This window comes from Algoriphagus locisalis (assembly GCF_900116615.1).
Lineage (GTDB): Bacteria > Bacteroidota > Bacteroidia > Cytophagales > Cyclobacteriaceae > Algoriphagus > Algoriphagus locisalis.
In genome coordinates this window covers 208,069-230,336 of record NZ_FPBF01000002.1, presented here as the reverse complement: position 1 = coordinate 230,336, position 22,268 = coordinate 208,069, and the positions used below count along the sequence as shown (strand labels likewise).

Below are 22,268 nucleotides of genomic sequence, written 5' to 3'. Positions count from 1 at the left end.
TCCTCTTTTTCCTTATACCCTTTATAATTATAAATACATGAAATGCCCATGAGAAGAGTTCTCACACAAGGGGATGATTATACTGGGCATTCCATCTGACAATTAAATATTAAAAATAAACAGATGAAATCGAGCCTGCCTGATGCAGACAGGCATGACTAAAAAGTCACACACTGGCATGAATATCATCGCTGCGAGATTCTCCCGTCCGCCGCGGCGGATCCGGACAGGCTATGTGGCCATTAAAAATCAAATTATAAACACATGAAACAAAACCTCTATATTTTATTAACACTTGTTTTTCTTGCTGCATGTGAAAGCAAGGAGAGTGAAATAACCAATACTTCTTTTACGGAGGGTGATTTGCCAGATGTCGTTTCTCTTAATGGACACAAATATGCTTTTTCACAAGTTTTGAACCCCAGAGGAATTCTGGTCACCGACGGTAAGGCAATTATTTTTGAAAGAAAGAATGTTCATGATGATAAGCTGCACATTATAGATTTGGAAAGCATGACCTACCTACAGACTAAAGGAAAGGATGGGATGGGACCGGGGGAAGTTGCCACCATCACGCAGGTGGAAGCACTGTCAGACCCCAGTAAATTTCAGGTTTATGACTTGGAGTTAAGGTTGTTTTCTACCTTTAATTTTGCAGACACCTCACGGTTAGCCGAATCACAGTTCAAAGCACCAGAAACAACCTTTTATATAACCAACCCGACTTTGACCTCTGATACCACCTTGCTGGCAAATACGGTAGATGGCTGGACAAAATATCTGCATTTGTCCATTTCCGGGGATACTTTGGCGATGTTTGGTGATTGGAGGGATATGATCAAAGGAAAGGAATTGCCAAATGGCTATAAAGAAGAGGAGTTAGATGCAAATCTGGTGAGTAATATTTTTCAAGGTTCGCTCAAAGCAAGTAAGGATAAGAGCTATGCTATTAAAGCAGGTGTAAAGGTAGATTATATTGATATTGTAAATTTGGAAACCATGTCCATCAAGACTATATATGGTCCTGTTCAGGGGATACCAGATTTTAAAATAAGTTATTGGGGTGGTTATCAAATGCCTGACATGGGTCCGTCCGGTACTAGCCGTTACGTTGATGTATTTCCGGGAGAAAAATCTTTTTTTGCATTGTTTTTCGGTAAGAAAAGTTCTGAGATTAGCGACATGGACAATCCGAATAGAATTTTTGAGTTTGACTATGAAGGTAATGTATTAAGCCAATACCAGTTAGACTATCCTCTTTTAGGTTTTTCAGTAGATGAGGAAAGCAGAGCAATCTATGGAGTGACTATTGATCGGGAGCCGAATCTTGTTCGGTTTGATTATTAACTTCTTTTCTGTAATTCATTAGGGAACAGGGATTATATTAGGATCTGATTATCCGCAATGATGCCAGTGATCTCTTTTTCTTTGCTTATCAGGCTGGAAGACCGATGACGGGTGACGAAGTACCAGCAATGCTAGTGTTAACCATACTTTAAGTCGCTTTTTACCTTTTACTGGTGCAATTGCGGATATACATATTAGGATTTCTTCCAAAGCAGAGGAGGATTATGCAAATCAGAAATCTGAGCATATAGCTAGTTAATCATCTGAATTAAAGATATTTGCATTTTACACCTACTTTTACGTTGTGTAAACTATTTTTAAGTTCTTTTCAAACTAATCCTTGCGATTAAAAAAAATAATAAACTTATACCGAAGTCTTAAGTGAGACTTTACTCTTGGCCAAGGAATAATTTCCTTTGGTCTTCTTAATAAAATAGCAATGAATAATAAGAATGCCTTCTTTTTACTGTTTTTGGTTGTCTTCGGGTGTGGTTCAAAGAATCAGGATTCTGACCTAGATAGAATATCGGTTGATTTGACAGAAGAAAAAACGGATGTCCACTTTTCTCAGTTAATTAAGCCAGATGTGAGTATAATTCCCTTTGATAATTTCGACGGATCCGAAACGCCTATTTTTTTTAGTAATATTCATAAGTTCCGTTATTATAAGGATGAGTTTTATGTTTTGGATTTTATTTATGGTAGAAGGGTTTTTGTCTTTGATAAAAATGGAAAATTCCTACGATTCATAGGCCATGTCGGAGAAGGGCCTGGGGTGTTAATTCAGGCAATGGATTTTGATATTCTCAATGACCAAGTAAAAGTTCTTGACTATGGAAGGTTTCTTAATTTTGATATCAATGGAGACTACCAATCGATGGACAAAATAGATGGTTTCGTCGGAGAAAAATTCATTAAGTATAATGAGGGATATGCATTTCTTGGTGCTGGTAGAGATGCTGATAACCTTGTGCTTGCCACGAATGAATTCCAGAAAGTAAGCTCATTTTTCCCTTATCATACCAGGGCTTTAAATGTGTTGCTGGTTAATCCTATGTATTATTCCCCTGGAGGAGACGCGATTTATAGACGTCAGCTGAATGATACGCTATTTAAAATCAATGATTTTCAAAGACCGGTTCCCTATCTGTACATTGATTTTCAGCAGAAGAAATCAAATATTAACGAATTGCTAAGTAGTTCTGAACCTGAACAGGCTATTTCTAATGCGCGAAGTCAGTACTGTAATATTTTTGATTTTTATGAAACAAAAGACTACAAGTATCTGGCCTTCTTTGTGGAAGGTGAAGCTTGGGCTTATTTCTATTCAACTAAATCTTGTAAGTCTATAGTCTATAAACGCTCGAATCTAACAGATGAAATCACGTTTGATCCTAAAGCAGTTCCAGTAGCCGTTATTGGGGATAAATTTGTCTTTAAGGCAAATCCTCATAATGTTTTGGCAGGGATAGAAAGTTATCAAAGTACTTCCCCTCATTTTAGTAAATTAAAGAGCCTAAGTGGAGATTTGGACAAGGAGGGAAATCCTATACTTTTTCTGGTTGAATTTGATTTTTAGTATTGGGTTTAGGTTTACTCTCCGCTTGGGCTTTGTGTTGCTTTCAGAATGGATTTATGGGAATAAAAGGCGAATAGGGCAAGCAGATTTTTGCATGCTATCCCCTTTTTTGCTTTCTTGAATGCTGACCCAAAAGCCAGACTTTTCAACTTCAAACCTGACCTTAATGAACAAACATACCTATGGAAGTGGGGTAATAGGCAATTGCGCCTTTATCGCACATGTGGAACTGGACACTAATATCAGCTGGATGTGTCTGCCAAGATTTGATTCTGATTTTATTTTTGGGGGCATGCTGGATCGACAAAAGGGTGGGCAGTTTACCATCCATCCTGAGTCTGGAGATTTTAAGTCTTCTCAGGAGTATTTGGAAAACACCAATGTCCTGAAGACAACGGTCAAATCAGAGGAGGGAAGCTATGCTGTCACTGATTTTGCACCCAGATTCAAAAACTTCGATCGTTACTACAAGCCATTGATGCTGATCAGAAAGATCGAAGCCCTATCCGGTTCCCCTAAAATCTTGATTAAATGTCAGCCTTCAGCTGAGCATGGAGCTAGATTACTTAAAGCCAGCATGGGATCTAATCACATCCGCTTTATGGATACAGACCAGGAGCTTAGACTTTCTACCAATGCCCCTTTGAGTTATATTATGGATGGGAAAGCTTTTGCACTGAACAAACCTATTTACCTGGTTCTCACTTATGGAAGACCTTTAGAGGCTCCTATAGAAACTACAGCTGAGCGGTTTTTACACGCTACCAATGCTTATTGGCAGGAATGGGTAAAGTCCACGAGCATATCTAATTTCCATCAGAAGCTTGTGCTTCGCTCTGCATTGATTCTCAAAATCCACCAGTACGAAGATACAGGAGCAATTATCGCCGCCTCTACGACGAGTCTGCCCGAGTCTCCGGGATCTACCAGAAACTGGGATTACCGCTACTGCTGGATTCGGGACAGTTATTACACACTAACCTGTTTCAATAGCTTGGGTCACTTTGAGGAATTGGAGAAATACTTCGAGTTTATCCATAATCTCCGACCAGGACCCGATGGGCGCTACCAGCCCTTGTATTCCATCACAGGGGATTCCCTGCTGACAGAGGAGATCTCAGATTTGGATGGATATCTTGGAGAAAAGCCCGTTCGCTTTGGGAATCAGGCTTATACCCATATTCAGAATGATCTTTACGGTCAAGTTTTGGTTTCTTTGCTGCCACTTTATTCGGATCAGCGTTTTACCGAGGAGGAGAGAAGTAGCTCCAAACCGATGATCATGAACCTGCTCAATAAAATCGAAGCGACCATGAACGAGAAAGACGCGGGACTTTGGGAGTTTAGAAATCTAGCCCAGGAGCATTGTTATACATTCTTGTTTCACTGGGCTGGAGCATGTGCTGCCGCAAAAATCGGGATTCGTCTGAAAGACGACAGCATGTACCAAAAAGCGATAGCGCTTCGTGATGTTGCTATTCAAAAGATTGAATCCTGCTACCTGCCAGAGAAGAAAGCCTATGGACAGGCATTAGGTTCTACCTACATGGATGCTTCCACATTGCAGTTGATTACGATGGGGTATTTCGGGGAAGACTTGGAGCGGGCAAATGATCACCTGAAGGCCCTCGAAGATGAATTGTTGGCAAAGGACTTCCTATTCTATCGCTACAAGCACATGGATGATTTCGGAGTGCCTGAGACTACTTTTCTGATATGTGCGTTCTGGTATATAGAAGCGCTGGCATGCGTTGGTAGATTGGATGAAGCGGTGGAAGGATTTGAGACACTGGTGAAGTATTGCAATCACCTGCATCTTTTCTCTGAGGATGTGGACCAGAAGACAGGAAGTCAGTGGGGGAATTTTCCGCAAGCGTACTCACATGTGGGCTTGATGAACGCTGCCTTCCGGATAGGAAGAAAGCTGGATAGGCCGAATTTCTTGTGATACTCATTTGAACCGCAAAGTTCACTGAGGGTGACACGGAGGGCGCAACTTAGTGTTTTCCCGCTTCTACAAAACTTGGACTGGATGTAACCTTTGAGGTGTAATCCCGAATGTCGTCAGACTTCGGGATCTCCTCGAAGTTTTTAATTTTTTGACCAATAAACCTTTGAGATCCAAAAAAGATCTCAAAGGTTATCCTCATAATCCATCACTTTTCTATCGCTGGTTTTTAGACTTAGTACAATACTTGTAGCTTCCGAATCTGATTAACTAGTACACTTTATGAGTTTCCAAAGAATTTTCTCTACGCTTCTATTCCTGAGCATTTCACTCGCTTTTATTTCTTGCTCAAAAGACATCTACCGTGAGAACAATAAAGCCCACAAAAAAGCGGTCAAAGAAGCCACTGCTACAATCCAAGAAATCCCAAAAACAAAGGTAGAACTTGATTACGATACACTCAGCATCACTGATGAATGGGTGGGGACGACGAACTTCAGCGTCAGAAAACCTAACTATGTGATCATTCATCACACGGCGCAGGATTCTTTGGAGCAGACTATTAATACCTTCACACTCACCCGCACGCAGGTAAGTTCACACTATGTCGTAGGCAGAGATGGGGAGATCGTGCAGATGCTGAATGATTACCTGCGCTCCTGGCATGCTGGGAGAGGAAAATGGGGGAATGATACCGACCTGAATTCGGCTTCCATAGGAATAGAGTTGGATAATATCGGAAGTGAGCCATTCACTCAGGCGCAGATAGAAAGTTTGCTGGTTTTGCTCAAGCGACTCAAGTGGAAGTATGGTATTCCCACTGCCAATTTTATTGGACATTCTGATTTAGCTCCATCGAGGAAAGTTGACCCAAGTACTTATTTTCCATGGAAAAAGCTGGCCGAAGAAGGATTCGGGCTTTGGTATGATGAAGAGGAAGTTTTTCCTGTCCTTTCTTCCCAGAATTCTACTTCAATTCCCCTCTCCACTGCGGATTCTTTACCGTCTAATACGCTGGATCCAGTTCTGGCATTGAGAATAATAGGCTACGACGTAAGTGATGAAAAAGCAGCTGTTCGATCATTTAAGCTGCATTTTATCCAGCGGGATATAGAATCGCCATTAACAGAGACAGATAAGAGAATTCTGGATAATCTGTATAAAAAGTATTTGTAGGAGTTTATGCCGCGGAGGAGTGATTGGTCTAAGTCTTCAGACCTGTCCGACGACAGGCGGGCTTGGACCTAAAGTATTGCAGTCTTCAGACTGCTAAAGAGTACCTAAAGGCACAGCATCACCTAATAATTGTTGATTTTCCCATTTATAGAGAGCTCCGCTGCTAGTGATAATCAAAAACTATTAGGTTAATTGGCAGTCTGAAGATTGCATTTAAAAAGGTCCAAGTCAATAGAACCATACCGTCAATAGACTTGAACTAAAAAAAAAGGAGCGAAAAATCATTCACCCCTTTTTTTTAATTCTGTTATCAACCGTTTTAAGAAGTCAACTTCTGCAGCAGCTGTCTCACTTGTCTAAATGATTTGATATTATAATTGGCCTGAGTATATGCATAGCCTACGCGGATGGAGTAGGCATTTTTCGGCATTGCTTTGAAGGTGTCTTCATCTGTCCAATCATCCCCGATAGCCAAAACAAAGTCGTATTCCGAACCTTTCATCATCGCCGTGGCAGCACGGCCTTTGTTGATGTCAGGGCGTTTGATTTCCAAGACCATATTTCCCTCCAATACCTGCAAATTGTAACCCCTGGCCATGTATTTCAAATGACTGAATAGCTCTCGCATTCTGAGATCTCCCAGACCGCTTTCCACTTTTCTATAATGCCAAACAAGAGAATGATGTTTCTCCTCAATGAATGCACCAGGGGTTCTGAGTACATAATACTCCATGATCTGTCTGATGTCCTCTTTCCAGCCATCTTCCACTTCGGCATAAAGCTCCCAGTCTCCCTGGTTCTCTTTCTTTTTCACCCATACCCCATGCTCAGCGATCATGTCGATAGCTTGACCTTCAAACCATTTTCCAAGTGTGTCCTTATCTCTTCCTGAAATGACTACCACTTGAGCCAGCTCGCTTAATTCTTTCACTATTTTTTTCAACTCTTCATCAGGATAGGCCTTCTGCGGATCGGAGTGAAACCCGGTAAGTGTACCATCATAATCCAAAAATAAAACAGCGTTTTTTGCCTTTTTGAAACTGGCCTGAATTTCATTCATCACCTTAGCATCCACATCTTTGGAGGTAAGGTCTTCCTGCTTTCTCTTCACATGGTCCAGCCGATCCATGAATACTTTCACCCATTGGAAGACATCGTATTTTTTCAGACTTTCCTGCATGCTGCTGATTCTGGCTATTTGCTCAGCCTGAGGCATAGAAAGTGCATTGAAGATCGCATCGACTACGCCTTGTCTATCATTGGGGTTGACGAGAATTGCATCCTGAAGCTCCTTGGAGGCACCTGCCATTTCAGATAAAATCAATACGCCTGTCTGATCGGTTTTGCTTGCTACAAATTCTTTACATACTAGGTTCATACCGTCACGCAGCGGAGTTACCAGCGCGATGTCAGACATGTTGTAAAATGCGCTAAGCTCCTCGAATGGGAAGCTTCTGTAGAAATAATGTACCGGCACCCAGTTCAATGTGGAGTACTCGCTATTAATACGACCTACCAATAGGTCAATTTCTTCTTTTAGTTCTTTATAGGATTGGACTTTGTCGCGGCTTGGAACCACGATCATGATCATAGATACTTTGCCGTGAAGCTCCTTGTGCTGCTCCAAAAGTTGGTTGAAAGCCTGAATCCGCTGGGGAATTCCTTTGGAGTAATCTAGTCTGTCGATGGTAAGCAGCAGCTTTTGATCTTCCACTTGCTTACCAAATTCCTGTACAAACCGCTGCGTTTTTTTACTTTTGGCTTGCTTCGCAAATTTGTCGTAATCAATTCCCATTGGAAAGGAATCCACGTTGATGATTCTGTTTTCCGCTTGGATATAACCGCTTTCGTTGGATAATCCAGTAATCCTACCTACTGCGCTAAGGAAGTGGCGCATATCATCGTAGGTGTGAAAACCAATCAAATCTGCCCCGCAAACGCCTTCAAGCAATTCTTTTCTCCAAGGAATCATCCGGATGATCTCGTAAGATGGGAATGGGATGTGTTGGAAGAAAGCGATGGTGGCATTTGGCAATACTTCCCGGAGCATTTGAGGAAGCAAAAGCAATTGATAATCATGAATCCAGATGGTGTCATCTGGTCCGGCTTTTTTCAAAATAGCGTCACAGAACTTTTGATTTACCCGTACATAAGCCTCCCAGTGCTCCGGGTTATAAACCATGTATTGGGTGAAATAGTGAAAAGCTGGCCAAAGTGTCTCATTACTGAAACCCTCATAAAACTCTTCCACATCTTCCTTAGAAAGGAAAACAGGAGCCATTTTGAGGTCGTGAAGTTCAAGGATGATTTCTGCTCTTTGCTCGGGGTCGTCAACGGTATTTCCCGGCCATCCGATCCAAATATTCTCCCCCTCTTTATAGATTGACCCAAGTCCTGTAGCTAATCCTCCAGCACTTGGTTTGAACTCAAATCGACCGTTGCGGTGTCTTAAACTGATAGGCAGGCGATTGGAAACGATAATGGTTTTTGACATGAATAGTAAGTTTAAAAACAAGAAAAGGAAAAGTCCAATTCAAAAAGGTGAAAGGTTAAGATATAGAATAACTCTCAAAATATAAACAAGAAGAGACTTGATGAGTTCAATCAATCACCGCATTTCATGATTTGATAACAAAAAAGCATCCGTTTTGGCGGATGCTTTTGGTCTTAGTTACTAGCTACATTTTTCGGTTTGGTGTCCACTTTTGTCCAGATGAAGGCTGCAAGATCTCTACCTTCTGTAATTCCATATTCAATGGCTGGCCGGTAGTGGATTCCTCCATAGAATCTACTAAGTGCAGCTTCCTCCGCTGCTTGGGAAAAAGAGTCAAACTCTCTAATAGGTAATCCATAAGCTACTTCTGAGCTATCGACAATATGAAACTCATCACCAAATAAATGAGCCAAGGTGTAGGCTGAAGCTGCAGAAGCTACACTGTGTCCGCTGGTATGCTCAGGAAATGGTGGAGTTTGTAATAGTGGCACCCATTGCTCGTCTATATGCTGATTGATGTAGGTTTCCGGTCTGATCACGTTGCTGCGATATTTCTCATCCCAGCAAGAAATAAACGCTTCGTTCAGAGAGATGCTTGTCATTGCCAATGCCTCGGCAGTTCCTTTCCAGTCTCTGTCAGCAGCTTTGGATGCTATTGCAGCTATACTCATCCAGTGTCCTCCTGGGGTGATTTTTTTCTCCGCAAACATCACATGACCTTTTACATTCATTTTGTAAGGGTTGCAATCCCAGAAAAGCGCAATCTCTTTTTGCTCCTGGGAAGAAGCTCTATCCACGTCATATACTTCCTTGGCTACTTTGAAAAACTCACTTTCAGGATCAGTGGAAAATGCAGGGGGAGGTAAGGGCTTGAATTGGGAAGCAGAGTCAAGAACGAAGGTTCTGATTTTATTCCAATGTGGCTCAATAGCTTCCATGTAGGCAGGTGGCGTGGGCTGCCAAGTTCCTTCTTTATCAGTTACAGTGAATTTTGGGAAAGACCGACTTTGGTGATAATTATCCTTGGATGAATACGCTTTAATCACATCTCCCACTTCTTTGCCGTAGGCAATGGACGCCTCAAACACATCCTCAGGAATACCTTTTTCCTTCAAGGTTTCGTAGGTGGCATCTCTGTGCTCATTCATTAATTCTTCCGAAAAAATCAATCCGGTTCCTACGTAATAATAGGCTGCCAGCGAAGCCAAGGGTGGATACACTTTTTCAGACGGTGTAAAAACTACTTTCTCTGATCCATTTAACTGGCCTAGAAGCGACACGTAATTCGGATCAACGGATGCTGCTACTTCATAAGCCGCCAGAGAAGCATAGCTATAGATTCTAGCGGCTACAGGAGGGGAGAAAATATCGTGAATGATTACTTCCGTGATTTTATTTTGTGCCTCGCTGATGTATTGCCCATCCGTGATGGCTTGGGAATAATCTACTTGTTTTGCGCAAGAGGCTGCAATCAGGAGTATGCCTGAAAAGAGCATAAATTTTACGGTACGCATATTTTGGGATTTAATTTTTTGCTTTGTTTCTGTACGAAATCCTTCTTTAGATTGGATTTACGGGTTTTTTCACTTCCGGTTTGGGATTCAAAGCTATTGGAAATTAAGCAACTATCAAAGATTTTAGTCTAGGGCGATCCAATAGATCGGTCCTGAATTACTAGCAGCAAGTCCATAATAATGCTCACCAATCTTAATTTTTTTTATGATTCTTATTTCGGATTTCTGAGGGATATTATTTTGAAAAGTTGCTTCTTTCCAGCCATTTGTTGCCCACTGCCAGGAAGTGAAAGACGCTGCTGTATTGATTCCCAGATCTACTCTAAAGCCAGTGAAATTTCCTCCCAGTAAGACTGACTTGTTTGATTGAGACCAGGAGACAGAGAAAATGGGAGAGAGTTGTGCTTGATCCGGAAAGGGGTCAAATTTAAAACTTCCGTCAGTTTGCTGAAGGTACGCTCCCGAGCGAAATTCATAGGCAGCATGTTTGGAAGATTTGCTTAATACTTCTTCCGGGAAAAGATCAATAGGACCTTTCAGTTCGGAATAGTCTTGATAGGAGCTATGCTTTCTCTTGATGCCGGGAATCTGTTTGATCAGATCATCTCTGCTGGCAAAAGGAACAAGGCGATCACCCATGTAATGAAAGATTAATGGGTCGGCCTGCCCATTTTCGTCAAAATCCCCATGATAGAGCCATAGCGGTTTTTCAACACTTGCTTTCAATTTCGTATTCAGTCCTAGATTCCCAGTCAGAATATCGAGTCTTCCATCAACATTGACGTCTGCTACCGCTAGGCTTTGTATCCATCCGGCAGAAAATTCCAGTCCATTAACCTTTTTCTCGCGAAGTGATTGGCTATTGATAATTTCGAAAGTCCGTATCCCTTGCCAATCTCCTGTGAGTAGCAATTCACTTTTCCCGCTGGCATTCAGATCAGCCCAAACTGCCGAATTGATCATTCCTAAATCTGCATCAGAACCAAACCATTCTTTGGTTTTGTCTTGAAATATTCCCCTCCCCACGTTGATCAGTAAAACGCTCTTCGGAGACGCGCCGTAATCCCCACTGACTACAGAGCTACCCACAAAAATATCCAGATCACCATCTGCATCAACATCGTAAATAGCTATCGTAGAAGTGTTTTCTCCTATTTTGGGAAGTGCCATCGGGTTGAACTGAAAATCCCCCTGGCCATTCCCATAAAATATGCGGTCAAAGTTGAATAGTGCACCGCTTTTATATTCGTTTCCTGCACTTCCCACATAGAGATCCAGATTACCATCTCCATCAAAGTCGGCAAATTCTGCGACGACATCCTCCGCTTTAGCGAGTTGGTCGAAGATGCTATTTTCTTTTTTGATAAACTCTCCGGAGGGAAGTTGGATAAAGAGCGAACCTGCTTGATCCTGAGCCCCTCCTACATAAATATCCTCTAAACCGTCATTATTTACATCTCCCACGGCCAGTGCAGGCCCCATGATCGCAAAACTTTTTGGAGTTAAATACTCGCGTTTGGTTTCATCCAGCGTATTTTTTTCCTGATGCTCCCATGGGATTTGTGGAAATGAATCCACTTGCTGTTTCGCTCCTCTTTGGCTAAGGTTTGGTTTTCCTTTTCCTTGGGTAAGAATATAAGTTTGATTGATGTAATCTAGTTGGAAAATCTCACGCTCGCCAGTTGGCCAATCCACAGCTATTGAATCAATTGCCTGCGCTTTTCCCAAGCCAAAAACCAAGGTGGAGGAAGTGCCAGACATGAACCCCCGGCTTCCGGAATATTGCTGGAAAATGGATCTTCCATCGAAGTAAACGCCTACTTTGGCTCCCAGTCCTAGAGTGTTTTTTCCTTTTGCTGCGAGATTAACCCGGACAAAGGAATTTCCTGATTTTTCTGAATGATTTTGATAAATAAATGGAGGTTGATTTAGGTTATTGATGATCAAATCCAGGTCACCGTCATTGTCCAAATCTGCGTATGCAGAGCCATTGGAATAGCTGGGTTGATCTAAACCCCAAGTTTTGGATTCGTCTTTAAAGCGCAATCCACCTTGGTTCCGGTAGCTTAAATTTGGCAATTTGACCGTTGGAAGCATTTCGATTTGCTTACGGCGGATCTCAGTCATGCTACTAGTCGATGCTGCCTGTTGGCTGTATTGGATAAAATCCAGGTCGTTTGGTCGCTTTTCTATTCCGTTAGTGATATGAATGTCAGGCAGTCCGTCATTATCCATGTCAAAAATCAGGGGAGACCAGCTCCAGTCAGAAGCAAAGACTCCGGAAAAAAGGGCAATCTCACTGAAGCCCTCTTTACCTTGGTTGAGTTGTAGATGATTTCTGACGTATTGATCGGAATAACCAAATTTCTTTTTGATTTGATAGACTTCCTGCTTGTCTTCTCCCACGGATTTCATCCAGATGGATGGATCAATAGGCAACATGTCTGTTGTGAAAATCTCAGGTAATCCATCTCCATTTAAATCCGCCAGATCATTTCCCATACTGTATCGGCTGGTACTGGAAATGAGGTTTTCTAACGATTCTTTGAAGGTGCCATCTTGCTGATTCAGGTAGAGGTAGTCGTTTTCGGTGAAGTCGTTAGAAACGTAAATATCTGGCCAGCCGTCATCATTGAAATCTGCTACACCCACTCCAAGCCCAAAACCAAGAATACTGGAATAAATACCTGAAGCTTCAGTTACATCTTCAAAGCCAATTTGGCCTTCAGAGATTAAATTATTAAATAATTTATCTCCCAATTCGTGTGGGATGGTTCGTTGCTTAGCTTGCGCAAATACCTCTGGGGATTTCACGGAGTGATTCAGCAGGTATAAGTCTAAGTCTCCATCCCGATCATAATCTAAAAAAACTGCCTGAGTACTGAATCCCACAAAATCCACCCCATATTCATCTGCCTGATCTTTAAATTGATTGTTTCCTTGATTGATGTAAAGCCTATTTCTCCCGATTAGCCCTTTGTAATTGCCGATTTGAGAGACATAGATATCCAGCAAACCATCACCATTTACATCGGCCATGGTCACTCCGGTGGACCATCCTCCGTTTCCGCTTACTCCAGCGTATTTGGTGATGTCTTCAAATTGAAAATTGCCTTTGTTGAGGTAAAGTCTGTTTGAAACTTGGTTGCCAGCAAAATACAAATCTACCAATCCGTCATTATTGATGTCACCGGCAGCCACTCCGCCACCGTTATAGAAATACAGATATTCGAGGATGTTGAGGGAGTCAGTTGAGGTGAGGGTGTTTTCAAAGTTTATCCCGATTTGCTCATTATCCATCAGCTGAAAAAGTGTCTCCTCTTTTTTCTCCTGGCAAGAAAAAACAACCCCTAATCCTATTAGAAATACGACTGATAATCTCCTCATTTTTTCAAGCTCAATACTTCCAGATCTCAGCTTTTGCGCTGTTTTTCACTACCAATAACTTGCCTTTATCCAGCTCAGCAAATGCTCGTATGTCACCTTCGAGCTGCAGGCCGTGTTCCGCATTTGGCCAGAAATCAAACGTCCCGTCGCCCTTACCCAAAAGTACATCCCCGTAGCTGGCATCATATTTTCCCACTTCTGGTTTAGCATGAAATAAATTTCCTCCAAGAATCAAGTCTAGGTTTCCATCTTCATTCAGATCTGTCACCTGGATGGCAAAGACATACGAACGCTGAGCCAATCTAGGGAAAGGTTTCCAGGAGAATTTACCGTTTCCTTCGTTCATGAGTGCACCCGAAGCTAGATTGTTTAGCTCGGAGATTATGGATCTATCCAAAACCTCTTTAGGGAAAATATCCGTGAGCGTCTCATTATTGTATGTACTGTATCGCATGTACTGCTTTTTCACAGAAGGTATTTGCCTTTCCAGCTCATGCTTCAGTGCATAAGGGACCTGAACATCACCTTCTTGGCGTGTAAATATTTGTTCTATCGAGCCGTTCTGATCAAAATCATTTAGATACATTCGGACTGGGGTGCTTTCAGAAGCTTTGAAACGGGAATTCAGCCCGTTATTTCCTAAAATCAAATCGGGAAGTCCATCGCCATCCAAGTCTGCCACCTCCAGAGCTCTGTACCAGCCCTTGAGGTTTTGCAGTTCTGGCATCTCTATTTTTTGCAATTTGCCACCCGTATTTCTGAAGAAAACAGGAGCCAACCATTCGCCCACAAGCACCAGATCATCGGCGCCGTCATTGTCCCAGTCCAGCACTTGGGCATCGGTGATCAGGCCGATTTCTTTTAGTTCCGGTGCAAAAGTTGCCGTTTCATCTGTGAAATTGCCCTGACCATCATTGATCCAAATGCTGCTGCTAGCCGGTGCTCCATAGACGAAGGGAACCAGTCTGCCCCCAATGAACAAATCTGGAAAGCCATCTGCATTGAGGTCAAGTACTCGTACCACTGAGCTGCTTCCCCGGTTCAAATTGAAGGCTGGTTGGTCGCTTTTGGTAAAATTGCCTTTGCCGTCGTTCAGGTAAAGTCTGTCTGTGAGCTCGGGGGCTCCCAGTCCTGATTCGTTGCCGCCGGAAGCGACCAGCAGGTCCAAAGTTCCGTCTCCGTTTGCATCGAAAAACACAGCATCAACATCTTCGGAAATCGCATCTCCTTCGAATGCCCCTTGCTCGGATATTTTGTATTTGCCTGATGCTGTGCTGAGGTATAGTTTACCTGAGTATCCTTTGGCTCCGCCAAAAAATAAATCCTCAATACCGTCTCCGTTGAGATCTGCTTTAGCAAAAGCCGGCCCCTCAGTAGAATACATGTGAAATGTGAGACGGTCACGATCAAAATCCACCATGGGATTTTCTTTATGGGTAAAGTCAAGGTTTGGCTCATTTTCCATTTGGAACATTGGAGCTGCGGCTTGCTCGAAGAAACGCTGCCCTTCAGCCAGAGGCTTTGCTTCATTCCAATCTAGTTTAAGTAATTGATCTACCTGAACATTTTCGAGCTGGGTAAAACTACCATCAGGCCATAGGATTTTCAGGAGATCCAACTTTCTCACATCTCCCAGGCCGATTGTCAATTTTGGATCTACGGAAGACTCAAAACCCCGGTTTGGCATTTGCTCAGTGTAGAAAATCTGCTCACCAGCGATCAGTTTTACTTGCGCTCCAATGGCGTGTGTGTTTTTATCTTTTCCGATCAGTTGAATCTGAAGGAAATGATTATCAGGATTTTGTTCCCGCCCTAGGTTTTTGAAGATGGAAGGGGGATTGTTGACGTTGTTAACGACTAGGTCGAGTGTGCCGTCATTGTTCAAATCGCCATAGGCTCCTCCGTTAGAGTGAATTGCTTCGCCAAGTCCCCAGGCGTCGGTACTATTTTCAAACTCCAAGTCCCCCAGATTTCTAAACGCATAGTTAGGAACAGGATTAATTGGAATAGGATCAATCAGAGCTTTGTAATCTACCCCTTCCTGAGAGATGATTTTGCTTTTGGTAGCATCGTCATCGATGAAATTCAGGTAATCCAGATCCGTGATGTCCTGATATATCCCATTTGCCACGAAGAGGTCCCGCTTGCCATCATTATCCATATCAAAAATCAATGCTCCCCAGCTCCAGTCAGTAGCTTCCAAATTTGCAAGCCTGCCCATTTCGCTGAAAGTGCCATCTCCATTGTTGATATGGAGCATGTTTCGGGAAAATTGGTAATGATATCCGTGAGTTTTATTGAATTTAAATTTATCCCAGTTTTCAAAAGTGGTTATTTGCTTCAGACGTGATTGAGGCTCTGGAAGCATATCTGTGACAAAAATATCCAGTAATCCATCTCCGTTGATATCGGCTATATCTGCACCCATTGATGCTGCAGAAATGGAGCGCATGGCTGTTTCCAATGACTCCGTAAAGGTTCCATCCTGATTATTGATGTAGAGGTAATCTTTTTCAAAGAAATCATTGGAAATGAAGATATCCGGCCATGAATCCTGATTGACATCACCAATGGTAATCCCCAACCCAAAGCCTATGATCGATCCGTAGATTCCAGCTTCTTCACTGACATCGATGAATTTGCCATTATCATTTCTGAATAGCTTATCTCCGCCCACCGAATCACGCTTTGGGCGCTCGTTTTGCATTTTGTTGAAGCTGCCGATTGCCTGGTAACTGTTGTTCAGCAAGTAAACGTCCAGGTCTCCGTCTTTGTCGTAGTCAAAAAATACAGCGTGAGTGGAAAAGCCTTGATCTGCTAAGCCATAGGCTTCAGCTTCCTCGGTGAATGTGCCATCCCCCCGATTTATAAAAAGCTCATTCTGTTTGTTGTCCCCAGAGATGTCACCGGAATTGCAGACATAAATATCCAACAATCCATCAGCATTCACATCGGCCATGGACACTCCAGTGCTCCAGGCTCTAGATCCTCCAGTTCCGGAAATATCAGTTACATCTTCAAATTTGAAATCTCCTTTGTTCAGGTACAGCTTATTTGGACCTAGGTTGGCCGTAAAATAGATATCAAGAAGTCCGTCGTTATTTACATCACCCAGCGCTACTCCGCCACCGTTATAGAAATTTCGGTAGGTGAAGATGTTGAATTCTTCGTCGAAGGGTAGGTCATTTCGGAAGGATATTCCTGAAGAAGCCGGATCAATGGATTGGAATAGGGTAGGAGCTTCTTCTTTTTTTTCTGCACAAGACAGGGAAATTGTGAGAATGAAGAATACAAGTAATTTATTATTCATGATGGGTTCTCTTCAAGCTGCTTTTGAATCTTCAGATCGACGATTTCGGCTCTGACGGTTGAAAGATTCTTTTTAAAAATCCTTACCCTTCGATTGCCGTCTATTTTAACAAAGACGAGCTGCGAACCATCCTCGCTGCTGACTTCTATAAAGCCTTCTCCGTACCATTGTTCATACAGGGCAACTACGTCTGCTCTGAGTTTTTCTACGGCTAGTTCTTCGTTCCAAGGTGCCCATCCCGTATAGGAATAGTCAACTGGCATTAGGTAGATTTTATCCTGTTCGAATTTAGGGTAAAAGCGCATTTTTGTAGGTATGGCAGATGGCATTTCTACGTTGTATTCTACGGATAATTCGGTGGGTCCATTGACTAGGATTCCTTGCTTATTCATTTCCCAGCACTTCTCGTAAAAGTCTTTTTTGTCCATTCCGAGCTCTAGATTTAGGAAGATTTCATTGTAAGTTTTTTCTGAAGCGAGCTGCTCAGCCTCTAGTTGTTTATACTCTGACTGGCAGGAGAAAGCAATAATACTCAACGAAAGTAGGACAAGCAGATGTAATGTGAATTGGTGTTTCGGGGTTTTCATTGGGTGTAATTCGGTCGTCGGACAGCGTACTATTTGTCTGGCAATTGAAGCATTAAGATAGACTATGTGCTGAAAAACGGAAATTTAATCGGGTGCAATCTAGAACTCTAATGCTAATTAAGTGAAAAAGGAAGTGCAGTTGAGGCACTTCCTTTTTTAGTTTATTTAAAGCTTAACTTAATAGCCTGGATTTTGTGTCAAATTCGGATTTCTATTAATCTGTGACAAGGGAATTGGGAATAATTCTCTAAAAGACTGAGAAGTGCCCTTTTCCCACCAAGGCTGACCGAATTTGCCAAATCGGATCATATCCGTTCTTCGGCTAGCTTCAGCAAACATTTCAAATCCTCTTTCATCATAAATAGCATCCAGTGTTATGCTAGCTAGCGGCTCAAGACCTGCTCTCATTCTTACCTGATTCAAGGCATCAAGTGCTTCTGCGGTTTTTCCTTGACGAAAAGCGGCTTCAGCCTTAGTCAGGATTATTTCTCCCAATCGGAATAGAGGATAATCATTACTTAACTCCTGGCCTGCACCTGAAGCAAATTCAAACTTACCTATTCTTACTCCAGCCTGTCTAAGTCCATTAGGGAAAAGCATATTGATTTCAGGTGTATATGTCAAAGGCTGGCCATCAGGATCGGCAGCTTCCGCAGCTTGATCAAGTAGCCTTGAGCCATCAGAGGCGAATTGAGGGCCTTCCAGAAATGCGTCTTTTCTTACATCAGCATCATCGTAGTTGTTATAAAACTCTTCCATGGATGCATAGCCATTCCATGGCTGTGCTGTCAGGTCGAAGGTGGCTTGGCTAACCGTATGTAGCGTCATCATGGCTAGGTTTAGTCCAGCTGCATTATTCTCATCGTAAGGAAGAGTCAGAATGTTTTCTGTAGAACCACTGTTTCTGGTCGCGAAGTTTGCAAAGAAATTTGAGCTCAAAGAATAGGGCCCGGCGATCACTTCATTGGCAGCAGCTTCAGCATCAGCCCATCTTGGAGTACCTGTATATACTTCTGCATTGAGGTATAGCTTCGCCAGCATCGCCTGGGCAGAATAATAGTTCAAGGTGGTTCTAGTATCTTCTTTTGGTAAGAATTCTATGTTATCCAAAATGGACCGCTCTATAAAATCAAATACTTCCTGACGTGTGTTGTTTGCTGGATTACCGCCCAAAGACTCTTCGGTAACGATAGGTACGTTTCCAAAGGAGTCTATAAGCCATAGATAAGGCAGCGCACGTAAAACTTTTAGCTCTGCTACCAATGCTTCTACATCAGGGAAACCAATGATTAAGTTGTTTATTTCCCCAATGGCAGTAAAACAATAGTCCCATGAGTTATTGATTGCATCTTCTGAAGTAGTCCATTCGTGCTTGTGAACCCTAAGCCAAATTCCACCATCTTCCCAATCTGGTCCACGCTGCGGGATTACCATTTCATCGGAAGCGATCTCATTGATAGACCAAATACCGTTGTGTCCACCCCAACTGCCTACAATTCGTGAATAAGCAGATGCCTTAAGTACTTCGATGAGTTGTGGATTATTACTGTTTGCGACATCTTCTGGAGTCACTCCATCAAGTACTTCTTGTTCTAGTTCCCAGCAGGATCCCAAGAGAAATAATGCTGGAACCAATAGACAAATTTTACTTATATATTTTAACATGTCTTTGTGTTTAGATTGATTATTTGAAATTAAGAGCTACACCCAAGGTAAATGACCTAGTCTGGAAGTAGGTGCTTCTGCGCTCAATACCCGGAGAAAGAGAGGAAGTGAATCCATTACCATTTTCAGCGTCTGTGATTCTCACTTCGGGATCAATTCCGGTGTAATTGGTGATGGTGAACAGATTTTGCGCAGCAAAATAAACTCGTAGGGAGTTCAGATTCGGCGATCGCGTAGTGAAATTATATCCCAATTCCATATTGTCCAACCTAATGAATGAAGCGTCTTCTATGTAGGAGCTGTTGAAAGTAGGAGAAGAAGTGACAAATGGCGTTTTGTCGGTCACTACAGAATTCCAAGTGTTTGAAATAGCATCTTGATTTTCGTAGAATCCCCTGTAGGAGTTGAACAAGTCATGACCCCATGCTCCTCTGAAGAAGAAGCTTAAATTCCACCCTCCGTAAACGAAGTTGTTTGCAAATCCAAATTCTCCTTTTGGCAATCCGTTACCGATTTTCTCAAATTTATCTGGATCAGTAGTAGATAAGATGTATTCACCACCGTCAGTAAATCCTTCTAGCACAGGGCCATAAAAATCACCTAACGTTTGCCCCACTCTGTTGTAGATGATTGGGTTATTGTTTTGTCCCGGAGATCCAGGAGTCGCAAATCTCAACTCATCAAAGCCCAGATCACCGGCTGACAAGCTCTCGATTGTAGTTTTGTCATATAGTGTAAAGTTAACACTTGGGTGCCATTTGATACCTCCTAGGGAAATATCATGAGCACTTACAGCGAATTCAAATCCCGCAGCTCTAAGATCAGCAAGGTTTACCCAAGTTGAAGAAACGGTATTGAATCGGCCTGGATCAAATACATTAGGTGTACCAGGTGCTACAGGTACATTGAAAAGTAGATCAGAAATATTTCTGATGTAATAGTCCATGCTACCTGTTAATTTGTTGTTCCACACACCAAAGTCTAATCCAACGTTAATTTCCGCTTTGGTCTCCCATTTCAATTCCTTGTTTGGATTGGAATTCTGAACGATACCCACATAAACATCATTTTGCGTCAGAGGATCTCCATCTAGGTCCACTCGGTTACCGTTACCATAGACACCCAATGCCAAAGTAGGCGATGGGGGAAGGTTTCCCGTCACACCAAAGGAAGCTCTTGGCTTGAATTGGCTGAAAAGCCCCATGTCGAAGAGTTGCGTGAAATCCGATCCTAAGCTAACTGCCGGGAAAACACCAGTTTGGTTATTCTCTCCAAATCCGGAATAGGTTTCTGCTCTCACAGATGCTGAGAAGAAGAATTGGTTATTCAGGTTGAAATTGGCTCTTCCAAATAGGGAGTTTAGCTGATCCTGATTGGCATATGAAGCGACTTCCGTATTGGCACCTACTCTGATTGCTCCTGCGCCAAGGTTGTCCCAGCCCAGATCAAAAAGGTACTGCTTCACCCGTGCATTAAATCCTTGGTTTTCGGTGGACTGAGTAGCCACACCACCAAGTAAGGTCATATTTAGTCCATCAGTAAGATCAAGCTCATAGCGTAAAGTAGATTCGAAAATCTTCTGTACGCGATCGTTAGTTCTTCTTTGTGCAGATCCATCTGCATTTAGCCCTACTTGGTAGTCTTGCTTTGACCAGAAATCACCGGAAAGGGTATTGCTCCTGTCCTGAGAATACTGTGCAGAGATCGTCAGGTTTGGAAGCAGATCGAATTCCGCTCTGTAGGATGTTAACGCAGATTTAGTCTCTCCCACGAATTTTTGCTGATTGGCAAGTGCCACAGGGTTAAAGAAGTCGAGCACGTCCGCTTGGAAGTAGCCGCCAAATCTTTCCAAAGCAGCCTGGGAATCATCGTAAATTGGCGCTGTTGGATTGTAAAGCGTTGCAAATCGGAATGCATCGTTATTGATTGATTCACGATCTACGTTAGTGAATGATAAATTCACGTTTAGTCTCAATCTATTGTCAAGAGCACCTTGTGAAAGGTTTATTCTCGTATTTAGTCGTTCATTGGACACCCCATTTACTATTCCCTGGTTGTTTCTGTAGTTGACAGAAGCCATGTAGTTGGTGTTGTTGAAGCCTCCAGAAACACTTGCGTTAGTGGTATAGGAAAAAGAATCGTCAATCAATTCATCTCTCCAGTCAGTAGCACTGCCATAATCTGTGCCTCCTCTTTCTACAAACTCTTCTGGAGAAAGAATAGGGATCAAATTGGTCGCCTGATCCATTGTGCCAAATGAATTAACGGACACATTTACTCTACCATCTTTAGGGTTCTTTTTAGTCGTGGTGATCAAAATTACCCCTGAAGAACCTCTTGCTCCATAGATAGCAGCGGCCGAGCCATCTTTCAGGACATCGATAGATTGGATGTCATTTGGATCTACATTGTCTAGGGATGCTCCGATCACACCGTCCAAGACAATTAGAGGAGATGAATTGGCTCCGAAAGTCGATAGTCCTCTAAGACGCACATTGAATCCGGCATTTGGGTTTCCGCCTGGTCTGGTTATTGACAAACCTGCCACTTTACCCTGAAGTAATTGAGCTGGGTTTGAAACGTTTCCTTTGTTAAAGTCTTCAGGTTTCACAGCAACTACTGCCGAAGTGATTTCCTTTTTGTCCTGAGTACCGTAACCTATTACTACTGCTTCTTCAAGGCTTTGAATATCCTCCTCTAGATTAATAGTAATGTTTGTCTGATTTCCGATTTCTACCTCTTGCGGAAGGTAGCCTATGAAGGAAATTACAAGAACTTCATCGCCTGCCTGTAGATCCAAGGAGAATTTCCCATCCAGATCAGTAGCTGTACCTCGTGTGGTACCTTTGATCAATACAGTAGCACCCGGGATTGATTCTCCGAGGATCGGGTCCATGACAGTTCCCGTCACTGTTCTGCTTTGTGCGTTAGCTACCAGATTAGCGCAGAAAATGAGCGCGAGTGCAAGTAGAAACGTCTTTAGTTTCAGTAAATAGTTTCGCATACGGTTTGGTTGTTAATTAATCTAGAAATAGAAAGTGCATTTTATATTTCAATTCGAAAGTGTTATTATAATTTTAAATTTGCAATTATTAACATTTCACGAATTTGAAATTCGAAAAAAACGATTTAACAGAATATTGTTTTAATTGCTGAATTTTTACAAATAGTTATAGTTGTCTATCATTTTATCAATGGAAATCGTTTTCCATTTTCGAATAGTCACGAATTTGATTTTTTTCAAAAAAATGAAGATAATTT

At 42.3% G+C, this 22,268-nt stretch carries 11 protein-coding genes; 4 read left to right on the top strand and 7 right to left on the bottom strand.

Going from position 1 to position 22,268, the window contains the following annotated elements:
- Nucleotides 1-264: 264 nt before the first annotated feature.
- The 4 genes from BM386_RS05865 to BM386_RS05850 all read left to right on the top strand — a co-directional run bounded on the left by BM386_RS05865 (nucleotide 265) and on the right by BM386_RS05850 (nucleotide 6,050).
- Nucleotides 265-1,347, top strand: a complete 1,083-nt coding sequence (locus BM386_RS05865; protein WP_091692144.1) for a BF3164 family lipoprotein — start codon at nucleotides 265-267, stop codon at nucleotides 1,345-1,347.
- 439 nt (nucleotides 1,348-1,786) lie between these two features.
- A complete protein-coding gene (locus BM386_RS05860; protein WP_091692143.1) occupies nucleotides 1,787-2,926 on the top strand; it encodes a 6-bladed beta-propeller in 1,140 nt (379 codons plus the stop codon).
- Nucleotides 2,927-3,092: 166 nt separating this feature from the next.
- Nucleotides 3,093-4,874, top strand: coding sequence for a glycoside hydrolase family 15 protein (locus BM386_RS05855; RefSeq protein WP_091692839.1), 1,782 nt, complete (start codon nucleotides 3,093-3,095; stop codon nucleotides 4,872-4,874).
- Between the two features lie 282 nt (nucleotides 4,875-5,156).
- Complete coding sequence (locus BM386_RS05850) at nucleotides 5,157-6,050, top strand: N-acetylmuramoyl-L-alanine amidase (protein WP_091692142.1); 894 nt, start codon at nucleotides 5,157-5,159, stop codon at nucleotides 6,048-6,050.
- Between the two features lie 319 nt (nucleotides 6,051-6,369).
- Here BM386_RS05850 and BM386_RS05845 read toward each other — a convergent pair whose 3' ends face one another.
- From BM386_RS05845 to BM386_RS05815, 7 genes are all read right to left on the bottom strand, one after another.
- Complete coding sequence (locus BM386_RS05845; RefSeq protein ID WP_091692141.1) at nucleotides 6,370-8,544, bottom strand: bifunctional alpha,alpha-trehalose-phosphate synthase (UDP-forming)/trehalose-phosphatase; 2,175 nt, start codon at nucleotides 8,542-8,544, stop codon at nucleotides 6,370-6,372.
- Between the two features lie 173 nt (nucleotides 8,545-8,717).
- Nucleotides 8,718-10,058: a vanadium-dependent haloperoxidase gene (locus BM386_RS05840; RefSeq protein ID WP_091692140.1), complete on the bottom strand. Its 1,341-nt coding sequence runs from the start codon at nucleotides 10,056-10,058 to the stop codon at nucleotides 8,718-8,720.
- Between the two features lie 123 nt (nucleotides 10,059-10,181).
- Nucleotides 10,182-13,445, bottom strand: coding sequence for a VCBS repeat-containing protein (locus BM386_RS05835; protein WP_091692139.1), 3,264 nt, complete (start codon nucleotides 13,443-13,445; stop codon nucleotides 10,182-10,184).
- A gap of 10 nt (nucleotides 13,446-13,455) precedes the next feature.
- On the bottom strand, nucleotides 13,456-16,755 hold the full coding sequence (locus BM386_RS05830; RefSeq protein ID WP_091692138.1) for a VCBS repeat-containing protein: 3,300 nt from the start codon (nucleotides 16,753-16,755) through the stop codon (nucleotides 13,456-13,458).
- Nucleotides 16,752-17,342: a hypothetical protein gene (locus BM386_RS05825; RefSeq protein ID WP_091692137.1), complete on the bottom strand. Its 591-nt coding sequence runs from the start codon at nucleotides 17,340-17,342 to the stop codon at nucleotides 16,752-16,754. The genes BM386_RS05830 and BM386_RS05825 overlap by 4 nt, the downstream gene beginning before the upstream one ends.
- 177 nt (nucleotides 17,343-17,519) lie before the next feature.
- Nucleotides 17,520-19,007, bottom strand: a complete 1,488-nt coding sequence (locus BM386_RS05820; protein ID WP_091692136.1) for a RagB/SusD family nutrient uptake outer membrane protein — start codon at nucleotides 19,005-19,007, stop codon at nucleotides 17,520-17,522.
- 19 nt (nucleotides 19,008-19,026) lie between these two features.
- Nucleotides 19,027-22,011 (bottom strand): SusC/RagA family TonB-linked outer membrane protein, encoded by a 2,985-nt coding sequence (locus BM386_RS05815; RefSeq protein ID WP_091692135.1) that lies wholly within the window; start codon nucleotides 22,009-22,011, stop codon nucleotides 19,027-19,029.
- Nucleotides 22,012-22,268: the final 257 nt, after the last annotated feature.

What these genes read in the sequence shown, in the direction of transcription:
- BM386_RS05850 (WP_091692142.1), top strand. Translation starts at nt 5,157, where the DNA reads ATGAGTTTCCAAAGAATTTTCTCTACGCTTCTATTCCTGAGCATTTCA.
- BM386_RS05815 (WP_091692135.1), bottom strand. Translation starts at nt 22,011, where the DNA reads ATGCGAAACTATTTACTGAAACTAAAGACGTTTCTACTTGCACTCGCG.
- BM386_RS05855 (WP_091692839.1), top strand. Translation starts at nt 3,093, where the DNA reads ATGAACAAACATACCTATGGAAGTGGGGTAATAGGCAATTGCGCCTTT.
- BM386_RS05835 (WP_091692139.1), bottom strand. Translation starts at nt 13,445, where the DNA reads ATGAGGAGATTATCAGTCGTATTTCTAATAGGATTAGGGGTTGTTTTT.
- BM386_RS05830 (WP_091692138.1), bottom strand. Translation starts at nt 16,755, where the DNA reads ATGAATAATAAATTACTTGTATTCTTCATTCTCACAATTTCCCTGTCT.
- BM386_RS05840 (WP_091692140.1), bottom strand. Translation starts at nt 10,058, where the DNA reads ATGCGTACCGTAAAATTTATGCTCTTTTCAGGCATACTCCTGATTGCA.
- BM386_RS05860 (WP_091692143.1), top strand. Translation starts at nt 1,787, where the DNA reads ATGAATAATAAGAATGCCTTCTTTTTACTGTTTTTGGTTGTCTTCGGG.
- BM386_RS05865 (WP_091692144.1), top strand. Translation starts at nt 265, where the DNA reads ATGAAACAAAACCTCTATATTTTATTAACACTTGTTTTTCTTGCTGCA.
- BM386_RS05845 (WP_091692141.1), bottom strand. Translation starts at nt 8,544, where the DNA reads ATGTCAAAAACCATTATCGTTTCCAATCGCCTGCCTATCAGTTTAAGA.
- BM386_RS05820 (WP_091692136.1), bottom strand. Translation starts at nt 19,007, where the DNA reads ATGTTAAAATATATAAGTAAAATTTGTCTATTGGTTCCAGCATTATTT.
- BM386_RS05825 (WP_091692137.1), bottom strand. Translation starts at nt 17,342, where the DNA reads ATGAAAACCCCGAAACACCAATTCACATTACATCTGCTTGTCCTACTT.